Source organism: Rhodococcoides fascians A44A, from assembly GCF_000760735.1.
GTDB lineage: Bacteria > Actinomycetota > Actinomycetes > Mycobacteriales > Mycobacteriaceae > Rhodococcoides > Rhodococcoides fascians_E.
Genome location: NZ_JMEX01000005.1, coordinates 464,869 through 482,653, shown reverse-complemented (window position 1 = coordinate 482,653; position 17,785 = coordinate 464,869). Strand labels below are relative to the sequence as shown.

Sequence of the window (17,785 nt, the reverse complement as noted above, 5' to 3'; positions counted from 1 at the left end):
TCGAAGGCGAACTGTCAGTCGAGGTAGTCGCGGAGAACCTGCGACCGCGACGGATGACGAAGCTTCGACATCGTCTTCGACTCGATCTGCCGGATACGTTCACGAGTGACGCCGTAGACCTGACCGATTTCGTCGAGCGTGCGGGGCTGTCCGTCCGTCAGGCCGAAACGAAGCCGAACGACACCGGCCTCGCGCTCGGACAAGGTCTCGAGGACGGACTGCAGCTGGTCCTGAAGAAGGGTGAACGACACCGCGTCGACGGCCACAACGGCCTCGGAGTCCTCGATGAAATCACCGAGTTGGCTGTCACCCTCGTCGCCGATCGTCTGATCGAGCGAAATGGGTTCACGCGCGTACTGCTGGATCTCCAGCACCTTCTCCGGCGTGATGTCCATTTCCTTGGCGAGCTCCTCGGGAGTGGGCTCGCGGCCCAGGTCCTGAAGCAGCTCACGCTGGATACGGCCGAGCTTGTTGATGACTTCCACCATGTGCACCGGAATACGGATGGTGCGTGCCTGGTCGGCCATGGCGCGCGTGATGGCCTGACGGATCCACCACGTCGCGTAGGTGGAGAACTTGTAGCCCTTGGTGTAGTCGAACTTCTCGACGGCACGGATCAGGCCCAGGTTTCCCTCCTGGATCAGATCCAGGAACGCCATTCCCCGACCGGTGTAACGCTTCGCGAGCGATACCACGAGGCGAAGGTTGGCTTCGAGCAAATGGTTCTTGGCGCGGTTACCGTCCCGGCAGATCCATGTGAAATCGCGACGTGCCGCAACGGGAAGCTTCTCGCCCTTCTCGGCGAACTCGCGCATCTTCTCGGTGGCGAACAAGCCTGCCTCGATGCGTTTGGCGAGCTCGACCTCCTCCTCGGCGTTGAGGAGCGCGACCTTACCGATCTGCTTGAGGTAGGCGCGAACGGAGTCGGCCGACGCCGTGAGCTCCGCATCCTTTCGTGCCTGGCGAAGAGCCTCGGACTCTTCCTCGTCCCAGACGAAGTCGCCGGACGCCTTGTCCTCGGCGGTCGGCTCGGAGGTGGCGTCGTCGTCGGCGTCGTCTCCGGCTGCCACGACCTCGACCACATCGTTGGCGGCCGCAGCGATGTCGCCGTCGGAGATGTCGATGTCATCGATGCCGGGAGCGTCGTCGTCCCCGTCGGCGGCCGGTGCTGCGTCGCCTGCCTTCTTGGCTGCGGCCTTCTTCGCCGGAGCCTTCTTGGCGGCCGCGCGCTTCGCGGGAGCCTTCTTCGCCGCAGCTTTCTTGGCCGGAGCCTTGGTTGCCGGCGCTGCCGGTGCCGCTTCTGCAGGGGCAGCGGTCGCGGAAGCGACGGCGGCCTCTCTGACGGTGCCGTTCGGTGCCTCCGCAGCAGGTGCAGGGTTCGCAGACTCTGTTGCTGAATCTACGGTCTGACGGATATCGGTGGCTGCCACGTACGCCCTTTCGTGACGGTGTCGTGCGGCGTCACGCCAGAGTGGTTTCCGGCGGAGAGGTCTTGTCGATTGTGCCGGCGTGCAGACCGGCATCAACCATTGTAACGACCCGTCGGGAGTTTGTTACCGAGCCAGTGCCGTATCGGCCGCTGTGTCGGCGGCGAGAGCTGCACCGACGATTCCCGCGGTGTTCAACAAAGTGGCCGCCACCACGGGCGTTCTGTTGGTCAGGTGCGGAATCCACTTCTCGCTCTTGCGGCTGATTCCGCCTCCGGCGATGAACAGATCCGGCCACAGCAGCGCTTCGAACGTCGCGAGAACCTTCGAGACCTCCTTGGCCCACTCCTTGTACGACAGGTCCTTGTTCTCCTTCACGGACGATGCCGCTCGGTGCTCGGCTTCCTTGCCGTCGACCTCGAGGTGACCGAACTCGGTGTTCGGCAGAAGTACCCCGTTGTGCAGAACTGCGGAGCCGATGCCCGTGCCGAACGTCAGCAGAATCACCACGCCGTTCTTGTCCTTGCCTGCGCCGTATCGGTCCTCGGCGACACCCGCGGCATCCGCGTCGTTCAGCACGACCACATTGCTGTGCCCCAACGCCGACGCGAACAGCGACTTCGCGTCGGTATCGATCCACGACTTGTCGATGTTGGCTGCGGAACGTGCAATTCCTCCGGTCACGACGGCAGGCAGCGTGACGCCCACGGGCCCGGTCCACTCGAAGTGAGCGGCGATCCGGGCAACCACCTCGGCCACTGCCTCCGGCGTCGACGGTTGCGGCGTTTCGATCTTGTACCGATCGCCGACCAATTCACCGGTGACCAGATCGACGATTCCACCCTTGATGCCACTGCCGCCGACGTCGACGCCGAAACCCTGCCGCTGCCGCGCGTCCGTCGGCGTGGTGACGGATCCGGGTTGGATCACCGGATCGGTCTGTGTGTGCGGGCCTGACTGAGTCATGTGGAGTTCACTCCTGATCATCGGGGCATCTACTCGTGCACGTGCGGTGAAAAGCGTAGCCAAGCTGCGTACATCGACACTAGTGCCGCGACGGTGATTCGGCGGGTGTGACGCAGTCCGCACCGGCGACCGAGTGGTGCGATTCCCGCACACTGTGATCCGATGGAGAGCGTGCCGACTGCATCCGATGACGCCTTCCATCCGACCTCGACGTCCGCTGCGCCCACCCCTCGGGTGCCCGACTCTCGCGTATCGGAGGCGGATCTGACTGCACTGTCGACGGTGGCACGTGACGTGGCTCGCGCAGCGGCGGCGCATGTTCGGACTCGGCGACCGCAGGTGTTCGGGCCGGGTGCACCCGCGGAGACGTCCGATTCCGGACACTCCGTCCACACGAAGAGCACTCCCACCGACCCGGTCACCGTCGTCGACACCGAGACGGAACAGCTTCTGCGGTCTCTGCTCGCCGAGTTGCGGCCGGACGACACCATTCTCGGCGAGGAAGGCGGTGGCCAGTCCGAATCGGTCGCTGGAGTTCGATGGGTGCTCGATCCCATCGACGGCACCGTCAACTTCCTCTACGGCCTCCCCGCATACTCGGTGTCGGTCGCCGTCCAGATCGACGGTGTGAGCGTCGTGGGGGTCGTCGTGGACGTCGCCCGTGACGTTCTCTACAGCGCATCACGGGGACACGGCGCCACGGCGGAGTACTCGGACGGCTCGGTGGAACAGCTCACGTGCAACCCCACCTCGGACGTCGCACTGGCGCTCGTCGCAACAGGTTTCGGCTACGGCGCGGCCAGGCGACGGGTGCAGGGCGCGATCATTGCGGAACTACTCCCGCGTGTCCGCGACATTCGCCGCGTCGGTTCGGCTGCACTGGATCTGTGCATGGTTGCCTCCGGCGCCGTGGATGCTCATTTCGAACACGGTCTGAGCCCATGGGACTGGGCCGCAGGATCGCTCATCGCCGAAGAGGCGGGCGCGACGGTGATCGCGCCGAGTCCGACGTCGACATCACTCGACGGCGCAGTCACCGTCGCCGTCGCACCGGGAATCGCACGAGAATTCGTGGCTGCACTCGGCGACGTGGGTGCGTTGGACGCGATCTCCGGCGCCGACGACGCCTGATCTGCGACGGACCGAGCGGCGAAAGACGCTGCGGCAGTCGAGATCCGCTCGGTCGGCGGACGCCGAGCGGATCCGGCTCAGCAGCGCGCGGTGCGCGCTGCTTCGAGCAGGCTGATGTCCAGCGGTGCAGGCGTCGAGCCCGGCGTCACGCCGGCCAGCGACTGCAGGACCGACTCGGCGTCGTCGTTGGGCTGCAGATTCTTGAAGTACGTTCCGAGCGCGAGATCGACGGTGTCGTCGGCGCGTGAATCCTGAATCAGTTCCGCGCAGGGGGCTGCGAGCCACACGGCACTGGCCGCTGCTCTACCGTTCTCGCCGAACCGAATCTGGCCCTGGCACTGCATGTTCTGATCGACGTACACGGGATCGTTGCCGACCTGTACGTCCGGTGCACTCGCGAACCCGTACTCGCTCAAGTCGGCGGCGACGGTCGCGGCCTGTCCGCGCTCGCCGTTCGCGTTGAACACTCGGACCTTGGTGGCGGACAGGGCTGCGGGCTCGGTGTCCAGAAGCGTCTCGCGATCGATTCGCTCGCCCAGTGCCACCGGGACTGTTCCGTCGTCGGCAGGGGCCGTCGACGGTTCGTTGCACTCGACGGTGGTCGCGACGGTCTCACCGGAGGTGAACACGCGGATCCACGTGAACACGCCGAGTAGTGCCAGTACGGCGAGCACCGCGACGATCGGCAGTGCTCGGCGTCGCCGGAAGGGCCGCCCACGATCGTCGAACGATGAGCCCTCGGTGATCAGTGAAACCACGGTGTCGATGCGCCTTTCGTTCGCGAGGATCGAACGCGCGGGCACACGAGGGTTCGGACCCGTGCTTGCGCGCGCCAGCCCACTGTAGTGCTCACCCGAGGAAATGGTCCCTCGCAGGCATGGAATGCCCGGCGTGTCCGAGGTGTTCAAGGGGTTTGTCAGGTGATTGTGGAGGAAGACGGTGAGGCGGTTTCGTCGATGTCGTTCGCTTCGGCTATTGTCTGGCGGCCCCGGTGCTGAGAAATCCGAGCAGTCACCGTGGTGGACGGCAGCGCTGTGTCGATGTCTCGATCGTGTTTCAACCTGGGACGTTCGGGCATTACCCGGGTAGTTTCTCGGGCACCTTGCATCGAGGTCGTCCGTTGTAGAGCAGTACCAGCGGTGTTCGGCCTGCATGTCCGGGCGAGCAGCACCCACAAATGAAGAGAACAGCCGCAGAGAATCAGACACGGTGGAGGCGGCTCGGGAGCAGGCCGAAGGCAACGATCGGCACGTGTCCACCCGCACAACACGCACGAGGACGAGGGGTAACAGAAGACAATGGCAACCGACTACGACGCACCGAGAAGAACAGAATCCGACGATGTGTCGGAGGATTCGCTCGAGGAGCTGAAGGCACGCCGCAACGAGGCGCAGTCCGCGGTGGTCGACGTGGACGAGTCGGACACGGCGGAGTCGTTCGAACTCCCGGGTGCCGACCTGTCCGGCGAAGAGCTGTCGGTCCGGGTGGTTCCGAAGCAGGCCGACGAGTTCACCTGTTCGAGCTGCTTCCTGGTCCACCACCGGAGCAGGCTTGCGAGCGACGCCAACGGCGTTCTCGTCTGCCGTGACTGCGCAGCGTGATTTCGGACGACAGGAATCGAACGACCTAGCTGAACCACGCCGACCGACGAGGTCACATAAATCAGGTGGTGCAGACGATGCGGCCGAGAGCGCTCAAGCGTGATCTCCGGGGGTGGGCCGCGTCAGAGCCGATACCAGCGCGTCGGGGCGTGAGGTACTGACCAACCAATAAGGTGTGGGATCGTCCGGATCATCGAGAACGACGAGAACCATCTGTTTGACCCAAGTGCGGTGTTGAACGAAGGCGAGAGGATCCAACTGCCTTCCCAGTGCCGCACTTTTTGCTGTCGCGGGCACGACAGCCGCGCGTGCGATCACGTCCAGCGGTAGGTGTGCCTTTCCGACGCGGAGCTCGCCGTCTCCTGCTGCGTCCCTCTCGACCTCGACCCGCATGCGGCTGAGCCAGATCAGAGCCCAGATCGGAAACGGTAGGACCAGGACGTACGGGAGCCAGGCCCTGAGACCCGGGGCGCCCATGTGCACCTCGGCAGCCAGCAGGACCCCGACGGCGACGGCAACCGGCCACCACCACAGCGGCACCCACAGTTTCTCGGAGTGCACCACGCGCCGACCGTCTCCGCGGTCGGGCGAAGCGTCGGGATGCAGGTCGCGGCGTGAGTTCTGTGACACGTACTCCAGAGTAGCTGGCGCCCGTACGGCGAGCGGTCGGTGCTCCGCTCGGGAAAGTTCCGCCGGAAGACGTACGAGGCCGAGTTGGGTCCGGGGTCGGCGCGTAGTCTCAGTGCACGTGAGTGACGATTTCAGCAGTGACGGCACGTTCGGTGCCGCGATGTCGGCGGATGCGCCCCTCGGGTCGGTCCGAGTGGTCCGTCTGGACAAAGAGTTACCCCTTCCGGTTCGCGCGCACGCAGGCGATGCGGGGGTCGACCTGCACATCACCGCAGACACCTCGATCGCGCCGGGGGAGCGTGTGGTCGTCGGCACCGGTATCGCGGTCGCACTCCCGTTCGGCACAGTCGGTCTCGTTCATCCCCGTTCGGGTTTGGCTGCGCGGTCGGGGCTGTCCATCGTCAACGCGCCGGGCACCATCGATGCCGGTTATCGAGGCGAGATCAAGGTCTGCCTGGTGAACCTGGATCCGCGCGAGGCGATCGACCTGGTCCGCGGTGATCGCATCGCCCAGTTGTTGGTGCAGCGCGTCGAACTCGTCACCTTCGCCGAGGTCGAGTCTCTCGACGAGACCAGTAGAGGTGACGGAGGCTACGGGTCGAGTGGTGGTCATTCCAGTCTGACGACCTCCGCGCCGACGGCAGACACATCGAGTCGAGAGGGAGTGAGCTGATCATGTTCGGACGTCGCAAGAAGGACGCAGACGCGGCGGGTGCCCCCAACGAGAACACCCGGGCCGACGACGCAGCGATCGGCGCGGGCGGTCGAGATGCCGACGAGGCACTCGATCCACAGGATCGTGCCGCCGATCAGGGTCCGTTCGACCTCGAGGAACTCGACGAGGACCGCGAGACCCTTGCGGCGACTCGGTTGGACCTCGGTTCGGTTCTGCTGCCACTTCCGGCCGGCGGTCAACTTCAGGTGGAGATGACGCAGGCCGGTGCGCCGCAGGCCGTCCACGTGGTGACCCAGTACGGCCGCATCACCATCGCGGCGTACGCCGCCCCCAAGTCGCCGGGACAATGGCGCGAGGTCGCCGCGGACCTCGCAGGTTCGCTGCGAGGAGATCAGTCGGTGGTCTCCGTCGAGACCGGCCCCTGGGGACGGGAACTACACGGCGTCACCGCGAACGCGGACCTGCGTTTCATCGGCATCGACGGGTACCGGTGGATGGTTCGTTGCGTTCTTGCAGGCCCGTCGGGCGCTGTCGGTGCCGATTCGCCGCTCGTGGCGATCGCTCGCGACGTGCTGTCGCAGACGGTCGTCGACCGAGGCAGCGATCCCCATCCGGTTCGCACACCCCTCCCGGTAGTTCTCCCTCAGGCTCTGCTGGCGCAGTTGGCGGCCGCTCAACAGCAACAACAGGCCGCCGCACAGCAAGCAGGGGCACAGCAAGCAGGGGCACAGCAAGCAGGGGGCCAGGTGGCGCCGCAGGCCGAGCCGCCGAACCCTGTCGGACCCACGGAAGGTCCCCGGCGTGGTACCTCCGGATCGGCGATGCAGCAGTTGGGTTGACGGAACGGTCGGTGGAGCGGCTCACACGCCGAGGGCCGACAGCCCCTCCACCGCCCGTCGACCGAGAACGGACGGATCCGCACCGATCTCGGTCAGCGTGACCGTCGCCAGCGACGATCGGGCGATGGCGCCGTGCCAGGCGATCGCCACGTCGTGTGGATGAACTGGATCGTCGACGGCCGCCACGATGGACGTTCTGATCGTCGATCGGGCGAGTTCGGACAGGTCCGGCGCCGTGTAGACAGCCGCTTCGTCGAGCGCCGACGGCAGATCCGGCCACTGCGAGGTCCACGACCGGCGCAGTGTCGAAGCGAGCCACGCGGGAGACGTGGCCGCCATGGCGTCGATGACAGCGCCGAGTCCGTCGTTCCGCAGCGCTGTCGCGGTGTACACCGCGCTGAGGGCGGCGGGCGCACCCTGCGCCGAACCGAGCCACGGAGGTAGCGCCGCCAGGATTCCGAAGACGTGCTCGGGATTGCGCAGAGCCCACGACGCCGCCACCGCAGCACCGATCGACACACCGCCGACGATGATGCGGCCGTACTGCAGGGCGGCCTCGTCGAGAGCGGCTTCGTACGACTCGACGACCCGGGTCGGGTCCGGTTCGACGGCGGTGCTGCGCGTCCCGGCGAGGGCGAGCGCGTCTGCGAACGCCTCGGCAGCGAATGCTGCGTCGGAACCGGTGCCGGGCAGGACGACGGCGTGCGCGGGCCAGGTATCCATGAATCGGAATTGTCCACGTCCGTCCGACATTGTCGACTCCCGAGGGGGCCGCGCGAGTCGTGAGCCCGAACGCAGCGCCGCGCGCTTGGACTTAATCGGCGCGCCGGGGTTACAGTGGCCAGGAGCCACGCCGCATGACGTGGCACAACTTCGTAGATGCTTTCAGGAGCGCACCATGGCACCCGCTGCCGCAGGGTATTTCCGCAAACTCACCCGGAAATTGACCGAGGACGTCGACAGCCTCGACGCACAGGAGATGGCGGAGTCGTCGGAAGCGTCCGGCGCTCAGCGCGCGTGTGATTGTTCCCGCGGTGACGAAGTCACCATGCTCGGACGTCTGCGCAGTGTGGAGGCCTGCTCCAAGGCCGCGAACGCCAACATCGAGGCGGAGTTCTTCGACGGAACCGACCCGGTGACGCTCGTATGGATCGGTCGTCGGAAGATCCCGGGCATCGAGCCGGGCAAGACCGTGCTGATCCGCGGCAGGGTAGGGGTTCGCGACGGCCGAAAGATCGTCTACAACCCGTACTACGAACTGCGCGACGACTCCTGACGCCCTTGCCGCCGTGCGCAGCGGACGGTGTGGCACCCTCGACATCGTGACCGAGAGCGACAGGCCAGAAGCCGAGGAACGCAAGCAGACCATCCTGGAACAGATGGGTGGGCTCAGTGGCCTGGTGGCGTCGACGCTGCCCGTCATCGCCTTCGTCCCGGCCAACAGCTTCTTCGATCTGACGGTGGCCATCTGGACCGCGCTGGGCGTTGCGCTCGCCGTCATGGTGTGGCGACTGGCCACCAAGGCGCCGGTTCAACCCGCGATCTCCGGATTCTTCGGGGTCGGTATCTGCGCGTTCATCGCGTACCGAACCGGAGATGCCAAGGGCTACTTCCTGTTCGGCATCTACACTTCACTTGCCTACGCCGGTGCATTCGTGCTGTCGATGATCATCCGGTGGCCGCTCGTCGGCGTCGTCTGGGGGTATTTGAACGGCAAGGGCACCGCGTGGCGTCGCAGCAGTCGCGCCGTGGTCTCCTACGACATCGCGACGTTCGCCTGGGCGGTGGTGTTCGGCGCGCGGTACCTCGTGCAGTCGCAGCTCTACGACGCCGACCAGACGGGGTGGCTCGCAGCCGCCCGTATCGGCATGGGCTGGCCGCTGACAGGCGTCGCGCTGTTGGTGACGTTCTGGGCCGTGCGCCGGGCCGACAGGGCGCTCGACGACGAGTCCGCCGAGCACCGAGAGATCAAGTAGCTCAGCGGTAGTGGCGCGTCACCCCAACTTGGACAGGCCCACGGCGACACGCAACTCGTCCTCGACTTCCTTGGACGCGACGAACAACAATTCGTCGCCTCCCTCCAGCGGGTCGTCCTGCTGCGGAACGATGACTCGACCACCGCGCAGAATAGTCACCAGTGCGGCGTCGCGGGGCAGCGAGAGCTTGCGCACCGGCTTACCGGCGAGCGCCGTGTTCTCCGGAAGCGTGACCTCCACCAGGTTCGCCTGACCTTTTCGGAACGTCATCAGGTGAACAAGATCGCCCACCGACACCGCTTCCTCGACCAGCGACGCCAGCATTCGCGGGGTGGACACCGCGACGTCCACGCCCCACGATGCGTCGAACAGCCACTCGTTACGAGGATCGTTGACCCGCGCGACAACACGGTTGACGCCGAACTCCGTCTTCGCCAGCAGGCTCAGGACGAGGTTTGCCTTGTCGTCGCCCGTGGCCGCGATGACGACGTCGTACTGCTCGAGACGTGAGGCCTCGAGCAGTGCCAGTTCGCAGGCGTCGGCGAGAACCCATTCCGCCTCGGGAATCGCGTCGCGGTCGAGGTGATCGAGTTTGCGTTCGAGGAGCATGACGCTGTGCTCACCGCGAATGAGTTCGCGAGCAATGGATCTGCCGACAGCTCCGGCGCCGGCGATGGCAACTCTCATGGTGTCCTCAGTCTCAGTCTCAGTGTCGTGTCGAGGGCGAACGTGGGGTGAGGCGTCAGTCGTCGGACGGTGGGGGATTGGACGCGAGCGCAATGGCTTCGGCGACCGTTCCGGACACCGCGGCCACGTAGATCTCGTCGTCGGACTGGATGACGGTCTTCTTGTCCGGTAGCAGTCCGGTGCCGAACCGAATGATGAACGCAGCCCGCGACCTCGTCGACTCCTCGAGGACGGATACTTTTCTCCCGATCCACCCCTCGTGGAAATCGAGCAGCACGACGGCGACGTTGCCCGACGGGTCACGCCATTTCGTCGTCGGATCGTCCCGCAGGAGGTTGTGCAGGAAACGGTCGGTCGCCCACGGCACGGTGGCCACCGTCGGAATTCCGAGCCGCTCGTACACCGCGGCGCGTTTGGCGTCGTAGATCCGTGCGACGACCCGCTCGACACCGAATGTCTCACGGGCCACGCGTGCGGAGATGATGTTCGAGTTGTCGCCGGACGACACTGCGGCGAACGCCTCGGCCTTCTCGATGCCTGCCTTCGTCAGAACGTCGCGGTCGAAGCCCATTCCGATGACTCGATGGCCGTCGAACGCGGGATCGAGTCTGAGAAACGCCGTCTCGTCACGGTCGATGACGGCCACCTCGTGGCCGATTCTCTGCAGAGCACCGGCCAGCGACGCGCCCACCCGCCCGCATCCCATCACCACTACGTACACAGATCCAACTCCATTCGGATTCTTTTCTCGGCGCTCGCTCTGCACCAACGTAACGGTCGGGGACGCACGGATCGAGCGTCGGGATGCATCGGCCGTCGCCGAGTTGGACAAATCGGGTTGCGTGTCGAGCAATTCGGCGAGTTCGGGTGCACCGATGTCGTGATTCGATTCGGACGGCTTACGCTTTCACGGTGTCCAAGCTCTCGACCGCCGCGAAGCGGCTCGTGCTCGGTAGACCGTTCCGAAGCGACAAGCTCGGTCACACCTTGCTCCCCAAGAGGATCGCGCTGCCGGTGTTCGCCTCCGACGCCATGTCGTCGGTGGCGTACGCACCGGAGGAGATCTTCCTCGTGCTGTCGGTCGCCGGCATCTCCGCGTACGCCTTCACTCCGTGGATCGGGCTCGCGGTGTGCGTCGTCATGGCCGTCGTCGTCGCAAGCTATCGACAGAACGTGCATGCTTATCCGTCGGGCGGTGGTGACTACGAGGTCGCGACGGTCAATCTCGGGCCGACCGCCGGACTCACGGTGGGAAGCGCGCTGCTCGTCGACTACGTGCTGACCGTCGCGGTATCGGTGTCGGCGGCAGCGTCGAACATCGGCTCGGCCATCCCGTTCGTGGCCCAGCACAAAGTACTGTTCGCGGTTCTGGCGATCGTGCTGATCACGTCGATCAATCTGCGCGGCATCCGCGAGTCCGGAGCCGCGTTCGCTGTGCCGGTCTACGCGTTCATGATCGGAATGTTCGTGATGCTCGGATGGGGCCTGTTCCGCGTCTACGTGCTCGGGGACGAACTGCACGCCGAATCCTCGGGCTTCGAGCTGAAAGCCGAGGATTCCCACCTCTACGGCATCGCGTTCGCGTTTCTGATCGCCCGAGCCTTCTCGTCGGGTTGCGCGGCGCTCACCGGAGTCGAAGCGATCAGCAACGGTGTGCCTGCCTTCCGCAAGCCGAAGTCACGCAATGCGGCGACGACGTTGCTCATGCTCGGCGGGATCGGCATAGCGCTGTTGATGGGAATCATCCTTCTGGCCGAGAAGATCGGCATCAAGTACGCGCTCGAGCCGAGCGAACAGCTCGTCGGAGCGCCGGACGGCTACCAGCAGAAGACCCTGATCGCACAGCTCGCCGAAGCGGTCTTCCACGGGTTCCCGATCGGGTTCTTCTTCATCACGGTCGTGACCGCACTCATTCTCGTTCTGGCCGCCAACACCGCGTTCAACGGATTTCCGGTGCTCGGTTCGGTTCTCGCCCAGGATCGGTATCTTCCGCGCCAGTTCCACACCCGGGGTGACCGGCTGGCGTTCAGCAACGGAATTCTCTTCCTGTCCGCTGCCGCGATCGCGTTCGTCGTCGTGTTCGACGCCGAAGTGACCAAGCTCATCCAGCTCTACATCGTGGGTGTCTTCGTGTCCTTCACCCTGAGCCAGACCGGCATGATCCGGCACTGGACGCGGTTGCTGCGTGTGGAACAGGATCCCGAACAGCGTCGCCGGATGTTCCGTTCGCGCATCGTCAACAGTGTCGGCCTCGGGCTCACCGCCACGGTCCTCGTCATCGTGCTCATCACCAAGTTCGCGGCCGGAGCGTGGATCGCCATCGTCGCCATGTTCGCGGCGTTCGGACTGATGAGCCTGATCCGCAAGCACTACGACACGGTCGCCCGTGAACTCGAGGACGAGGAATGGGACGGTGTGCTGCCCAGCCGCACGCATTCGATCGTGCTGGTGTCCAAGCTGCACATGCCGACCCTTCGCGCGTTGGCGTACGCCCGCGCGACCCGCCCGGACACCCTGGAAGCGATCACCGTCAACGTCGACGAGCCGGACACCCGTCAACTGGTCAAGGAGTGGGAGGCCAGCGATGTCACCGTGCCACTCAAGGTGGTCGAATCCCCGTACCGGGAAATCACCAAGCCGGTCCTCGACTACGTCAAACGCGTACGACGCGACTCGCCGCGCGACGTGGTGACGGTGTTCATACCCGAATACGTCGTCGGTCACTGGTGGGAGCAAATTCTGCACAACCAGAGTGCACTGCGCCTCAAGAGCCGGCTGCTGTTCCAACCGGGAGTGATGGTGACGAGCGTGCCCTGGCAGCTGCAGTCGTCGGCGAAAGCGAAGCGCGAGAGCATCGAGAACGCGCCCGGCGCGTCGCGCCGCGGATACGAACCCCCGAGCGGACACGGCCGATGACCGACAGCTGGTTCGGCTCGACTGTCGAGGTCACTCTCGGTGCACCCGGGCACGGAGGATTCTGTGTGGCCAGGCACGACGGACGCGTGATGTTCGTCCGACACGGCCTGCCCGGGGAGATCGTGCGGGCGAAGGTCACCGAGGATCGGGGTGGGTCCTACTGCCGCGCCGACGCCGTCGAGATACTTGCCCCGTCGGCCGATCGCATCACTCCGCTGTGTCCCATCTCCGGTCCCGGCGGCTCGGGATGCTGCGACTGCTCCCACATCGACCAGTCCGCGTCGCGGGCCATGAAATCGGCCGTGGTGGAGGAACAACTGCGTCGGATCGGCGGTATCGACCGTGCAGTGACCGTCGAGGAACTGCCGTACACCGGCGACGGCACCGGCTGGCGGAGTCGTGTCCGACTGGCCGTCGACGCGGGCGGCCGCCCCGGCTTCCATCGATACCGCAGCGCCACCGTCGTCCCTGCCCTGAGCTGTCCGCAGGTCGTCGCAGGCGCATTCGACGGTCTCACCGACTCGACATGGCGTCCGGGCTCGGAGCTCGTGGTTGCCGTCGGCAGCTCGGGAGAGCGGCACGTCGTCGAGATATCACCTGCATCCGTGTCGCGCACGGGTCGACGATCCCCCGGCCGACGTGGCGCATCTGCCCGGCGGGCTGCATCGTCGGCCCCACGTCCGGAGCGGGCGGTGGTCGGTAGCGGACGAGTACACGAATCTGTGTCCGGTCGTGACTGGGAACTGGACGCAACCGGATTCTGGCAGGCGCACCGAGGCGCCGCGCAGGTCTACTCCGACGTGGTGACCGAGTGGGCCGACGCCAGGCCCGGTGAGGTCGCGTGGGATCTGTACGGGGGAGTCGGAGTCTTCGCGTCGAGCCTGGCGACAGGAGTCGGCGCCACCGGCCAGGTCGTCAGTGTCGAGTTCTCGCGTAAGGCCTCGGCGGACGGAGCCCGTGCGCTCGCCGATCTCGAGCAGGTGCGATTCGTGCCCGGACGAGTCGAACGCACCGTCCGTGCGCTTCCCGCGCCGAACGTCGTCGTGCTCGACCCACCTCGATCGGGAGCGGGCAAAGAGGTCGTGGCAGCAGTCGCGGCATCGGCACCCGGCCGCGTGGTGCACATCGGCTGCGACCCTGCATCCTTCGCCCGCGATGCCCGGCTGTTCGTCGACGCCGGATATCGACTCGAACAGGTGCGTGCGTTCGACGCATTTCCTCTCAGCCATCACGTGGAGTGCATCGGCTTGCTCGTGCGAGAAGGTGGCACACCGTAGAGGTCGTGGGCTCGGTAGATTGAGCCGCGTGAAAAAGCGCCTCTCTCGTTTCCGTTGTGCCCGTACCGTGTCGATCATCGCCGCCGCGGCCGTTGTGGGTCTTGCCGTGTCCTGCTCGTCGACAGCAGACGACGCGGCGACCACCCCTGCGGCAGCGGGCGCTGACGAGGCGTTTCCGGTGTCGATCGACACCAAGTTCGGTGACGTCACCGTGCCCGAGCGTCCGCAGCGTGTCGTTGCCTTGGGATGGGCCGACGCGGAAACCGCGCTTGCACTCGGCGTGCAGCCGGTGGGCGCGAGCGATTGGCTGGCGTTCGGAGGCGACGGTGTGGGCCCGTGGGCCGACGGGCTGTACGACAGTTCCCCCGAGATCATCGGCACCCAGGAGCCGTCCTACGAGGCGGTCGCGGCTCTCGAACCGGACCTGATCCTGGACACCAAGAGCTCCGGCGATCAGGATCGGTACGACAAGTTGACCCGGATCGCGCCGACGGTGGCTCTTCCCGACGGCGCGGACAACTACCTGACCACCGTCGAGCAGCAGGTGACCATGGTGTCGGCGGCGCTGGGTGAATCGGAGAAGGGCGCCCAGCTGTTGGCCGACCTGGACGGTCGGTTCCAGACCGCAGCGGCGGAGCATCCGGAATTCCAGGGCAAGACCATCACGGTCGGAGCCTTCAGCGGAACCGGATACGGGGCGTACATCTCCGACAGCACGAGAGTCGTGTTCATGAAGAAGCTCGGTTTCGTGTCGAACCCCACGGTCGACGCGTTGACGGCGACGAGGACCGGCTCGACCGGATTCTCGGTGCCCGTATCGGACGAGGAACTGAACACGCTCGACGCCGACGTCGTGGTGATCTTCCCGGTACAGCGATCGGCCGACGACGTGACGAGTAATCCTCTCTTCCAGCAGATCCCTGCCGTTCGGGACGGACGCTCGCTGGTGTTCGACGATCCCGACGTGGCCAAGTCCTACTCGACCAATTCGATTCTGTCGGCGACGTACGCCCTCGACACTGTTGTTCCGCTGATCGCGGAGCGGGCCGAACGCTGACCGGACGGAGCTCCGGTCACCGAGCTTCGACGACGGCGACGGACGTGGCTGCGGCGGGTTTCGGGGCGCGGATGCGCTGGGAGCCGCAGGTGCACCGCTGGTAGGTGACGGTGCCTTCGCTGGTGTTGTGGCTGCTCTCGGTGGTCCAGGTGTGGGTGTGTGCGGTCATACCGACAACTGTGCTGTAATGGTCTTGTGCATATCAACCCTTACGGAACGTATGCGGTGCAACTAGGAGTCGACCTGCTCAATTCGCCGCCGACGTCGGCGGACGAGCTCGGGCATCGGTGCATCGAGGGTGGACTCGTCCTCGACGCACCGGCAACCGATGCGGACGTCACCGCCACCGTTGCGTTTCTCCGCGAGTGGGAGGCGGTGATCGACGCCGATACCGAACAAGCACGGGCGGACATCCTCAACGGACTGCTCGCGCAGGCGTCGGCGTACCCGCGCTTGACCAACCATGCGGGCGACGGATGGCACATGCACTACCGCGACCCGGACATCGATCTCGGATCGGTGGTGCGGGCGTTGGTCAGCGTCGGGACGGCACTGCATCTGACCGGTCGCGGAATGAACAGGCTGGGCAGGTGCGCGGCGGAGGACTGCGTACGAGTGTTCGCCGACGTGTCGCGGACCGGCAGGCAACGGTACTGCGGCACTGTGTGTTCCAACCGAGACGCCGTACGGCGACACCGAGCCAAGGCCGCCCCCGCATGACGAGAAGATCAGGTCTTGCGGTTGTACAGACGCATCGTGATCGGCCCGAACACGAGTAGGAAGCCGCCACACATCGCGGCAGTGACCGCGAGCTTGGTGGCGTCCGGTTCCCCCGACATCAACGACCGGATGGACGTGACGAGGAAGCTCACCGGATTGACCTCGACGAACGCGCGGAGCCACCCCGGCATGGTCTGGGGGTCGACGAAGATGTTGCTGGCGAACGTCAACGGAAACAGGATGAACATCGACACGCCCATGACCGCGGCCTCGGTGCGCACGATCATCGCGATCATCGTCCACACCCAGGAGAGACAGAACGAGAAGATCAACAGCAGTGCGATCGAGGCGACGACGCCGAGGAGACCGCCGTCGGGCCGAAACCCGATCACGAGACCGAGGATCAGCACGATGACCGACGCCAGTGAGTAGCGGACGACGTCACCGAGGAGCGCGCCCACCAACGGTGACGGGCGCCAGATGGGTAGCGATCGGAACCGATCGAACACGCCCTTCTCGATGTCCTTGTTCAACGTCACGCCCGTGTACATCGTGATCATCACGACGGTCTGCACCAGAATTCCCGGCAACAGGAACTGGATGTAGGCGGTGGTGGATCCGGCGAGAGCGCCTCCGAACAGATACGTGAACAGCAACGTGAACATGATCGGGAACATCGTCACGTCGAACAGTTGCTCGGGGACGTGCTTGATCTTGAGGAGCGCTCGCCACCCGAAGGACAGTGAGCTGGCGACGGCGTTCGGCCGCGGGGGTCGTGTAGCGCCGCTTCGTAGTACGTCCGCGACCGCGGCCTGCTCGGACGCGTCCTTCGACAGCGTTGTCATGATGATGTCTCTGTTCTCTCGGTGGCGTTCGTGCGGGCGGACTCGTCGTCCGCGGGGTGGCCGGTCAGCGCGAGAAACACTTCGTCGAGGCTGGGTTGGCCGATGGCGAACGAGGCCACCGCGATTCCCGCGTCCTCGAACGCGGGCAGAGCGGCAGCCACCGACGACGTCCGGTCCAGCCGAGCCGACAGCGCGACCGGATCTGCTTCCTCGGTCACCGACTCGGACAGAATCGTGCGAAGAATCGCTGCGGCCTCGGATCGTCGAGCGGGATCCAGCACTCGCACGTGCAGCGAGCCCGCGCCGACCGACGCCTTCAGTTCGCCGGTGGTGCCTTCCGCGATGACCTTGCCGCGGTCGATGACCGCGATCCGTCCGGCCAGTTGATCGGCTTCGTCGAGGTACTGAGTGGTGAGCAGAACCGTCGTGCCGCCACCGACGAGAGCGCGGACGATGTCCCACACCTGATTGCGGCTGCGAGGGTCCAGGCCGGTCGTCGGCTCGTCGAGGAAGATCAGCTCGGGAGTGACGATGATGCTCGCAGCGATGTCGATCCGACGCCGCATACCGCCCGAGTACGTCTTCACCTGGCGAGACCCGGCGTCGGCGATCCCGAACGCGGTGAGCAGCTCGTCCGCTCGCGACCGCGCCGCCGGACGCGAGTATCCGTAGAGCCGGGCCAGCAGGATCAAATTCTCGGTACCGGTCAGATCCTCGTCCAGCGAGGCGAACTGGCCGGTCAGCGAGACTTTGCCGCGAATGGCGTCCGCCTCGGAGGCGACGTCGTGGCCGAGGACGCGCGCCGACCCGCCGTCGATCGGAAGGAGGGTCGCGAGCATTCGGATCGTGGTCGTCTTGCCTGCTCCGTTGGGGCCGAGGACACCGTATACACCTCCACTCGGAACCGACAGGTCTATTCCGTCCACCGCAGTGTTGTCGCCGAAGCGTTTGATCAGGCCCGATGTCTCGATCGCAGGCATGTGTCCCATTCCTCCAAGATTGTCCGAATCGACCTCGAAGTGCAATCGATTATCCCG

20 protein-coding genes are annotated in these 17,785 nt (G+C 65.6%); 10 read left to right on the top strand and 10 right to left on the bottom strand.

Features of this window, described 5'->3' with window-relative positions:
• Positions 1 to 14: 14 nt before the first annotated feature.
• Together BH95_RS06055 and ppgK are read right to left on the bottom strand one after the other, a co-directional pair.
• Complete coding sequence (locus BH95_RS06055; protein ID WP_033189652.1) at positions 15 to 1,430, bottom strand: RNA polymerase sigma factor; 1,416 nt, start codon at positions 1,428 to 1,430, stop codon at positions 15 to 17.
• Between the two features lie 123 nt (positions 1,431 to 1,553).
• Positions 1,554 to 2,393 carry a polyphosphate--glucose phosphotransferase gene (ppgK, locus tag BH95_RS06050; RefSeq protein ID WP_033189653.1) on the bottom strand — a complete coding sequence of 280 codons (840 nt, stop codon included), beginning with the start codon at positions 2,391 to 2,393 and terminating at the stop codon, positions 1,554 to 1,556.
• A 234-nt stretch (positions 2,394 to 2,627) separates the two neighbouring features.
• Between ppgK and BH95_RS06040 the strand changes: the two genes are divergently transcribed.
• On the top strand, positions 2,628 to 3,524 hold the full coding sequence (locus BH95_RS06040) for an inositol monophosphatase family protein (RefSeq protein ID WP_020110184.1): 897 nt from the start codon (positions 2,628 to 2,630) through the stop codon (positions 3,522 to 3,524).
• A gap of 77 nt (positions 3,525 to 3,601) precedes the next feature.
• Here the strand turns inward: BH95_RS06040 and cei are convergent, their stop codons facing one another.
• Positions 3,602 to 4,282, bottom strand: coding sequence for an envelope integrity protein Cei (cei, locus tag BH95_RS06035; protein ID WP_026347598.1), 681 nt, complete (start codon positions 4,280 to 4,282; stop codon positions 3,602 to 3,604).
• 540 nt (positions 4,283 to 4,822) lie between these two features.
• On the opposite strand from cei, the gene BH95_RS06030 reads away from it, so the two are divergent.
• On the top strand, positions 4,823 to 5,125 hold the full coding sequence (locus tag BH95_RS06030) for a DUF4193 domain-containing protein (RefSeq protein WP_019664051.1): 303 nt from the start codon (positions 4,823 to 4,825) through the stop codon (positions 5,123 to 5,125).
• Positions 5,126 to 5,218: 93 nt separating this feature from the next.
• Here BH95_RS06030 and BH95_RS06025 read toward each other — a convergent pair whose 3' ends face one another.
• Complete coding sequence (locus tag BH95_RS06025; protein WP_019664050.1) at positions 5,219 to 5,689, bottom strand: DUF3093 domain-containing protein; 471 nt, start codon at positions 5,687 to 5,689, stop codon at positions 5,219 to 5,221.
• Between the two features lie 226 nt (positions 5,690 to 5,915).
• Between BH95_RS06025 and dut the strand changes: the two genes are divergently transcribed.
• Both dut and BH95_RS06015 read left to right on the top strand, forming a co-directional pair.
• Positions 5,916 to 6,428, top strand: a complete 513-nt coding sequence (dut, locus tag BH95_RS06020; RefSeq protein ID WP_027498542.1) for a dUTP diphosphatase — start codon at positions 5,916 to 5,918, stop codon at positions 6,426 to 6,428.
• A 2-nt stretch (positions 6,429 to 6,430) separates the two neighbouring features.
• On the top strand, positions 6,431 to 7,270 hold the full coding sequence (locus BH95_RS06015; RefSeq protein ID WP_037162998.1) for a DUF3710 domain-containing protein: 840 nt from the start codon (positions 6,431 to 6,433) through the stop codon (positions 7,268 to 7,270).
• A gap of 21 nt (positions 7,271 to 7,291) precedes the next feature.
• Here BH95_RS06015 and BH95_RS06010 read toward each other — a convergent pair whose 3' ends face one another.
• Positions 7,292 to 7,993: an alpha/beta hydrolase gene (locus tag BH95_RS06010; RefSeq protein ID WP_037163245.1), complete on the bottom strand. Its 702-nt coding sequence runs from the start codon at positions 7,991 to 7,993 to the stop codon at positions 7,292 to 7,294.
• Between the two features lie 175 nt (positions 7,994 to 8,168).
• On the opposite strand from BH95_RS06010, the gene BH95_RS06005 reads away from it, so the two are divergent.
• Both BH95_RS06005 and BH95_RS06000 read left to right on the top strand, forming a co-directional pair.
• Positions 8,169 to 8,546: an OB-fold nucleic acid binding domain-containing protein gene (locus BH95_RS06005; protein ID WP_019664046.1), complete on the top strand. Its 378-nt coding sequence runs from the start codon at positions 8,169 to 8,171 to the stop codon at positions 8,544 to 8,546.
• A 103-nt stretch (positions 8,547 to 8,649) separates the two neighbouring features.
• Positions 8,650 to 9,246 carry a DUF3159 domain-containing protein gene (locus tag BH95_RS06000; protein WP_371828078.1) on the top strand — a complete coding sequence of 199 codons (597 nt, stop codon included), beginning with the start codon at positions 8,650 to 8,652 and terminating at the stop codon, positions 9,244 to 9,246.
• Between the two features lie 18 nt (positions 9,247 to 9,264).
• Here BH95_RS06000 and BH95_RS05995 read toward each other — a convergent pair whose 3' ends face one another.
• Together BH95_RS05995 and BH95_RS05990 are read right to left on the bottom strand one after the other, a co-directional pair.
• Positions 9,265 to 9,933: a potassium channel family protein gene (locus BH95_RS05995; RefSeq protein ID WP_019664044.1), complete on the bottom strand. Its 669-nt coding sequence runs from the start codon at positions 9,931 to 9,933 to the stop codon at positions 9,265 to 9,267.
• Positions 9,934 to 9,988: 55 nt separating this feature from the next.
• Positions 9,989 to 10,654: a potassium channel family protein gene (locus tag BH95_RS05990; protein ID WP_026347596.1), complete on the bottom strand. Its 666-nt coding sequence runs from the start codon at positions 10,652 to 10,654 to the stop codon at positions 9,989 to 9,991.
• A gap of 191 nt (positions 10,655 to 10,845) precedes the next feature.
• Here BH95_RS05990 and BH95_RS05985 point away from each other — a divergent pair, with 191 nt between their 5' ends.
• The 3 genes from BH95_RS05985 (at position 10,846) to BH95_RS05975 (ending at position 15,183) form a co-directional block, all read left to right on the top strand.
• Complete coding sequence (locus BH95_RS05985) at positions 10,846 to 12,849, top strand: APC family permease (RefSeq protein WP_019664042.1); 2,004 nt, start codon at positions 10,846 to 10,848, stop codon at positions 12,847 to 12,849.
• A complete protein-coding gene (locus BH95_RS05980) occupies positions 12,846 to 14,126 on the top strand; it encodes a class I SAM-dependent RNA methyltransferase (protein WP_020110176.1) in 1,281 nt (426 codons plus the stop codon). The genes BH95_RS05985 and BH95_RS05980 overlap by 4 nt, the downstream gene beginning before the upstream one ends.
• A gap of 67 nt (positions 14,127 to 14,193) precedes the next feature.
• Entirely contained in the window at positions 14,194 to 15,183 is a 990-nt protein-coding gene (locus BH95_RS05975; RefSeq protein ID WP_020110175.1) for an iron-siderophore ABC transporter substrate-binding protein, read from the top strand.
• Positions 15,184 to 15,199: 16 nt separating this feature from the next.
• On the opposite strand, the gene BH95_RS29005 is transcribed toward BH95_RS05975, so the two are convergent.
• Positions 15,200 to 15,352: a hypothetical protein gene (locus BH95_RS29005; RefSeq protein ID WP_167336895.1), complete on the bottom strand. Its 153-nt coding sequence runs from the start codon at positions 15,350 to 15,352 to the stop codon at positions 15,200 to 15,202.
• Positions 15,353 to 15,378: 26 nt separating this feature from the next.
• Here BH95_RS29005 and BH95_RS05970 point away from each other — a divergent pair, with 26 nt between their 5' ends.
• Entirely contained in the window at positions 15,379 to 15,903 is a 525-nt protein-coding gene (locus BH95_RS05970) for a CGNR zinc finger domain-containing protein (RefSeq protein ID WP_033189656.1), read from the top strand.
• A gap of 8 nt (positions 15,904 to 15,911) precedes the next feature.
• Here the strand turns inward: BH95_RS05970 and BH95_RS05965 are convergent, their stop codons facing one another.
• Positions 15,912 to 16,748, bottom strand: coding sequence for an ABC transporter permease (locus BH95_RS05965; protein ID WP_019664037.1), 837 nt, complete (start codon positions 16,746 to 16,748; stop codon positions 15,912 to 15,914).
• The gene (locus BH95_RS05960) at positions 16,745 to 17,737 is read right to left on the bottom strand and encodes an ATP-binding cassette domain-containing protein (protein WP_170945344.1); all 993 of its coding nucleotides are present in this window, start codon (positions 17,735 to 17,737) and stop codon (positions 16,745 to 16,747) included. Before BH95_RS05960 ends, BH95_RS05965 begins: the two co-directional genes overlap by 4 nt.
• Positions 17,738 to 17,785 lie beyond the last annotated feature (48 nt).

Coding starts and splice junctions, on each gene's coding strand:
- ppgK (WP_033189653.1), bottom strand. CDS start 2,393: ATGACTCAGTCAGGCCCGCACACACAGACCGATCCGGTGATCCAACCC.
- BH95_RS06030 (WP_019664051.1), top strand. CDS start 4,823: ATGGCAACCGACTACGACGCACCGAGAAGAACAGAATCCGACGATGTG.
- dut (WP_027498542.1), top strand. CDS start 5,916: ATGTCGGCGGATGCGCCCCTCGGGTCGGTCCGAGTGGTCCGTCTGGAC.
- BH95_RS06015 (WP_037162998.1), top strand. CDS start 6,431: ATGTTCGGACGTCGCAAGAAGGACGCAGACGCGGCGGGTGCCCCCAAC.
- BH95_RS06010 (WP_037163245.1), bottom strand. CDS start 7,993: ATGGATACCTGGCCCGCGCACGCCGTCGTCCTGCCCGGCACCGGTTCC.
- BH95_RS06005 (WP_019664046.1), top strand. CDS start 8,169: ATGGCACCCGCTGCCGCAGGGTATTTCCGCAAACTCACCCGGAAATTG.
- BH95_RS06000 (WP_371828078.1), top strand. CDS start 8,650: ATGGGTGGGCTCAGTGGCCTGGTGGCGTCGACGCTGCCCGTCATCGCC.
- BH95_RS05995 (WP_019664044.1), bottom strand. CDS start 9,933: ATGAGAGTTGCCATCGCCGGCGCCGGAGCTGTCGGCAGATCCATTGCT.
- BH95_RS05980 (WP_020110176.1), top strand. CDS start 12,846: ATGACCGACAGCTGGTTCGGCTCGACTGTCGAGGTCACTCTCGGTGCA.
- BH95_RS29005 (WP_167336895.1), bottom strand. CDS start 15,352: ATGACCGCACACACCCACACCTGGACCACCGAGAGCAGCCACAACACC.
- BH95_RS05965 (WP_019664037.1), bottom strand. CDS start 16,748: ATGACAACGCTGTCGAAGGACGCGTCCGAGCAGGCCGCGGTCGCGGAC.
- BH95_RS05960 (WP_170945344.1), bottom strand. CDS start 17,737: ATGGGACACATGCCTGCGATCGAGACATCGGGCCTGATCAAACGCTTC.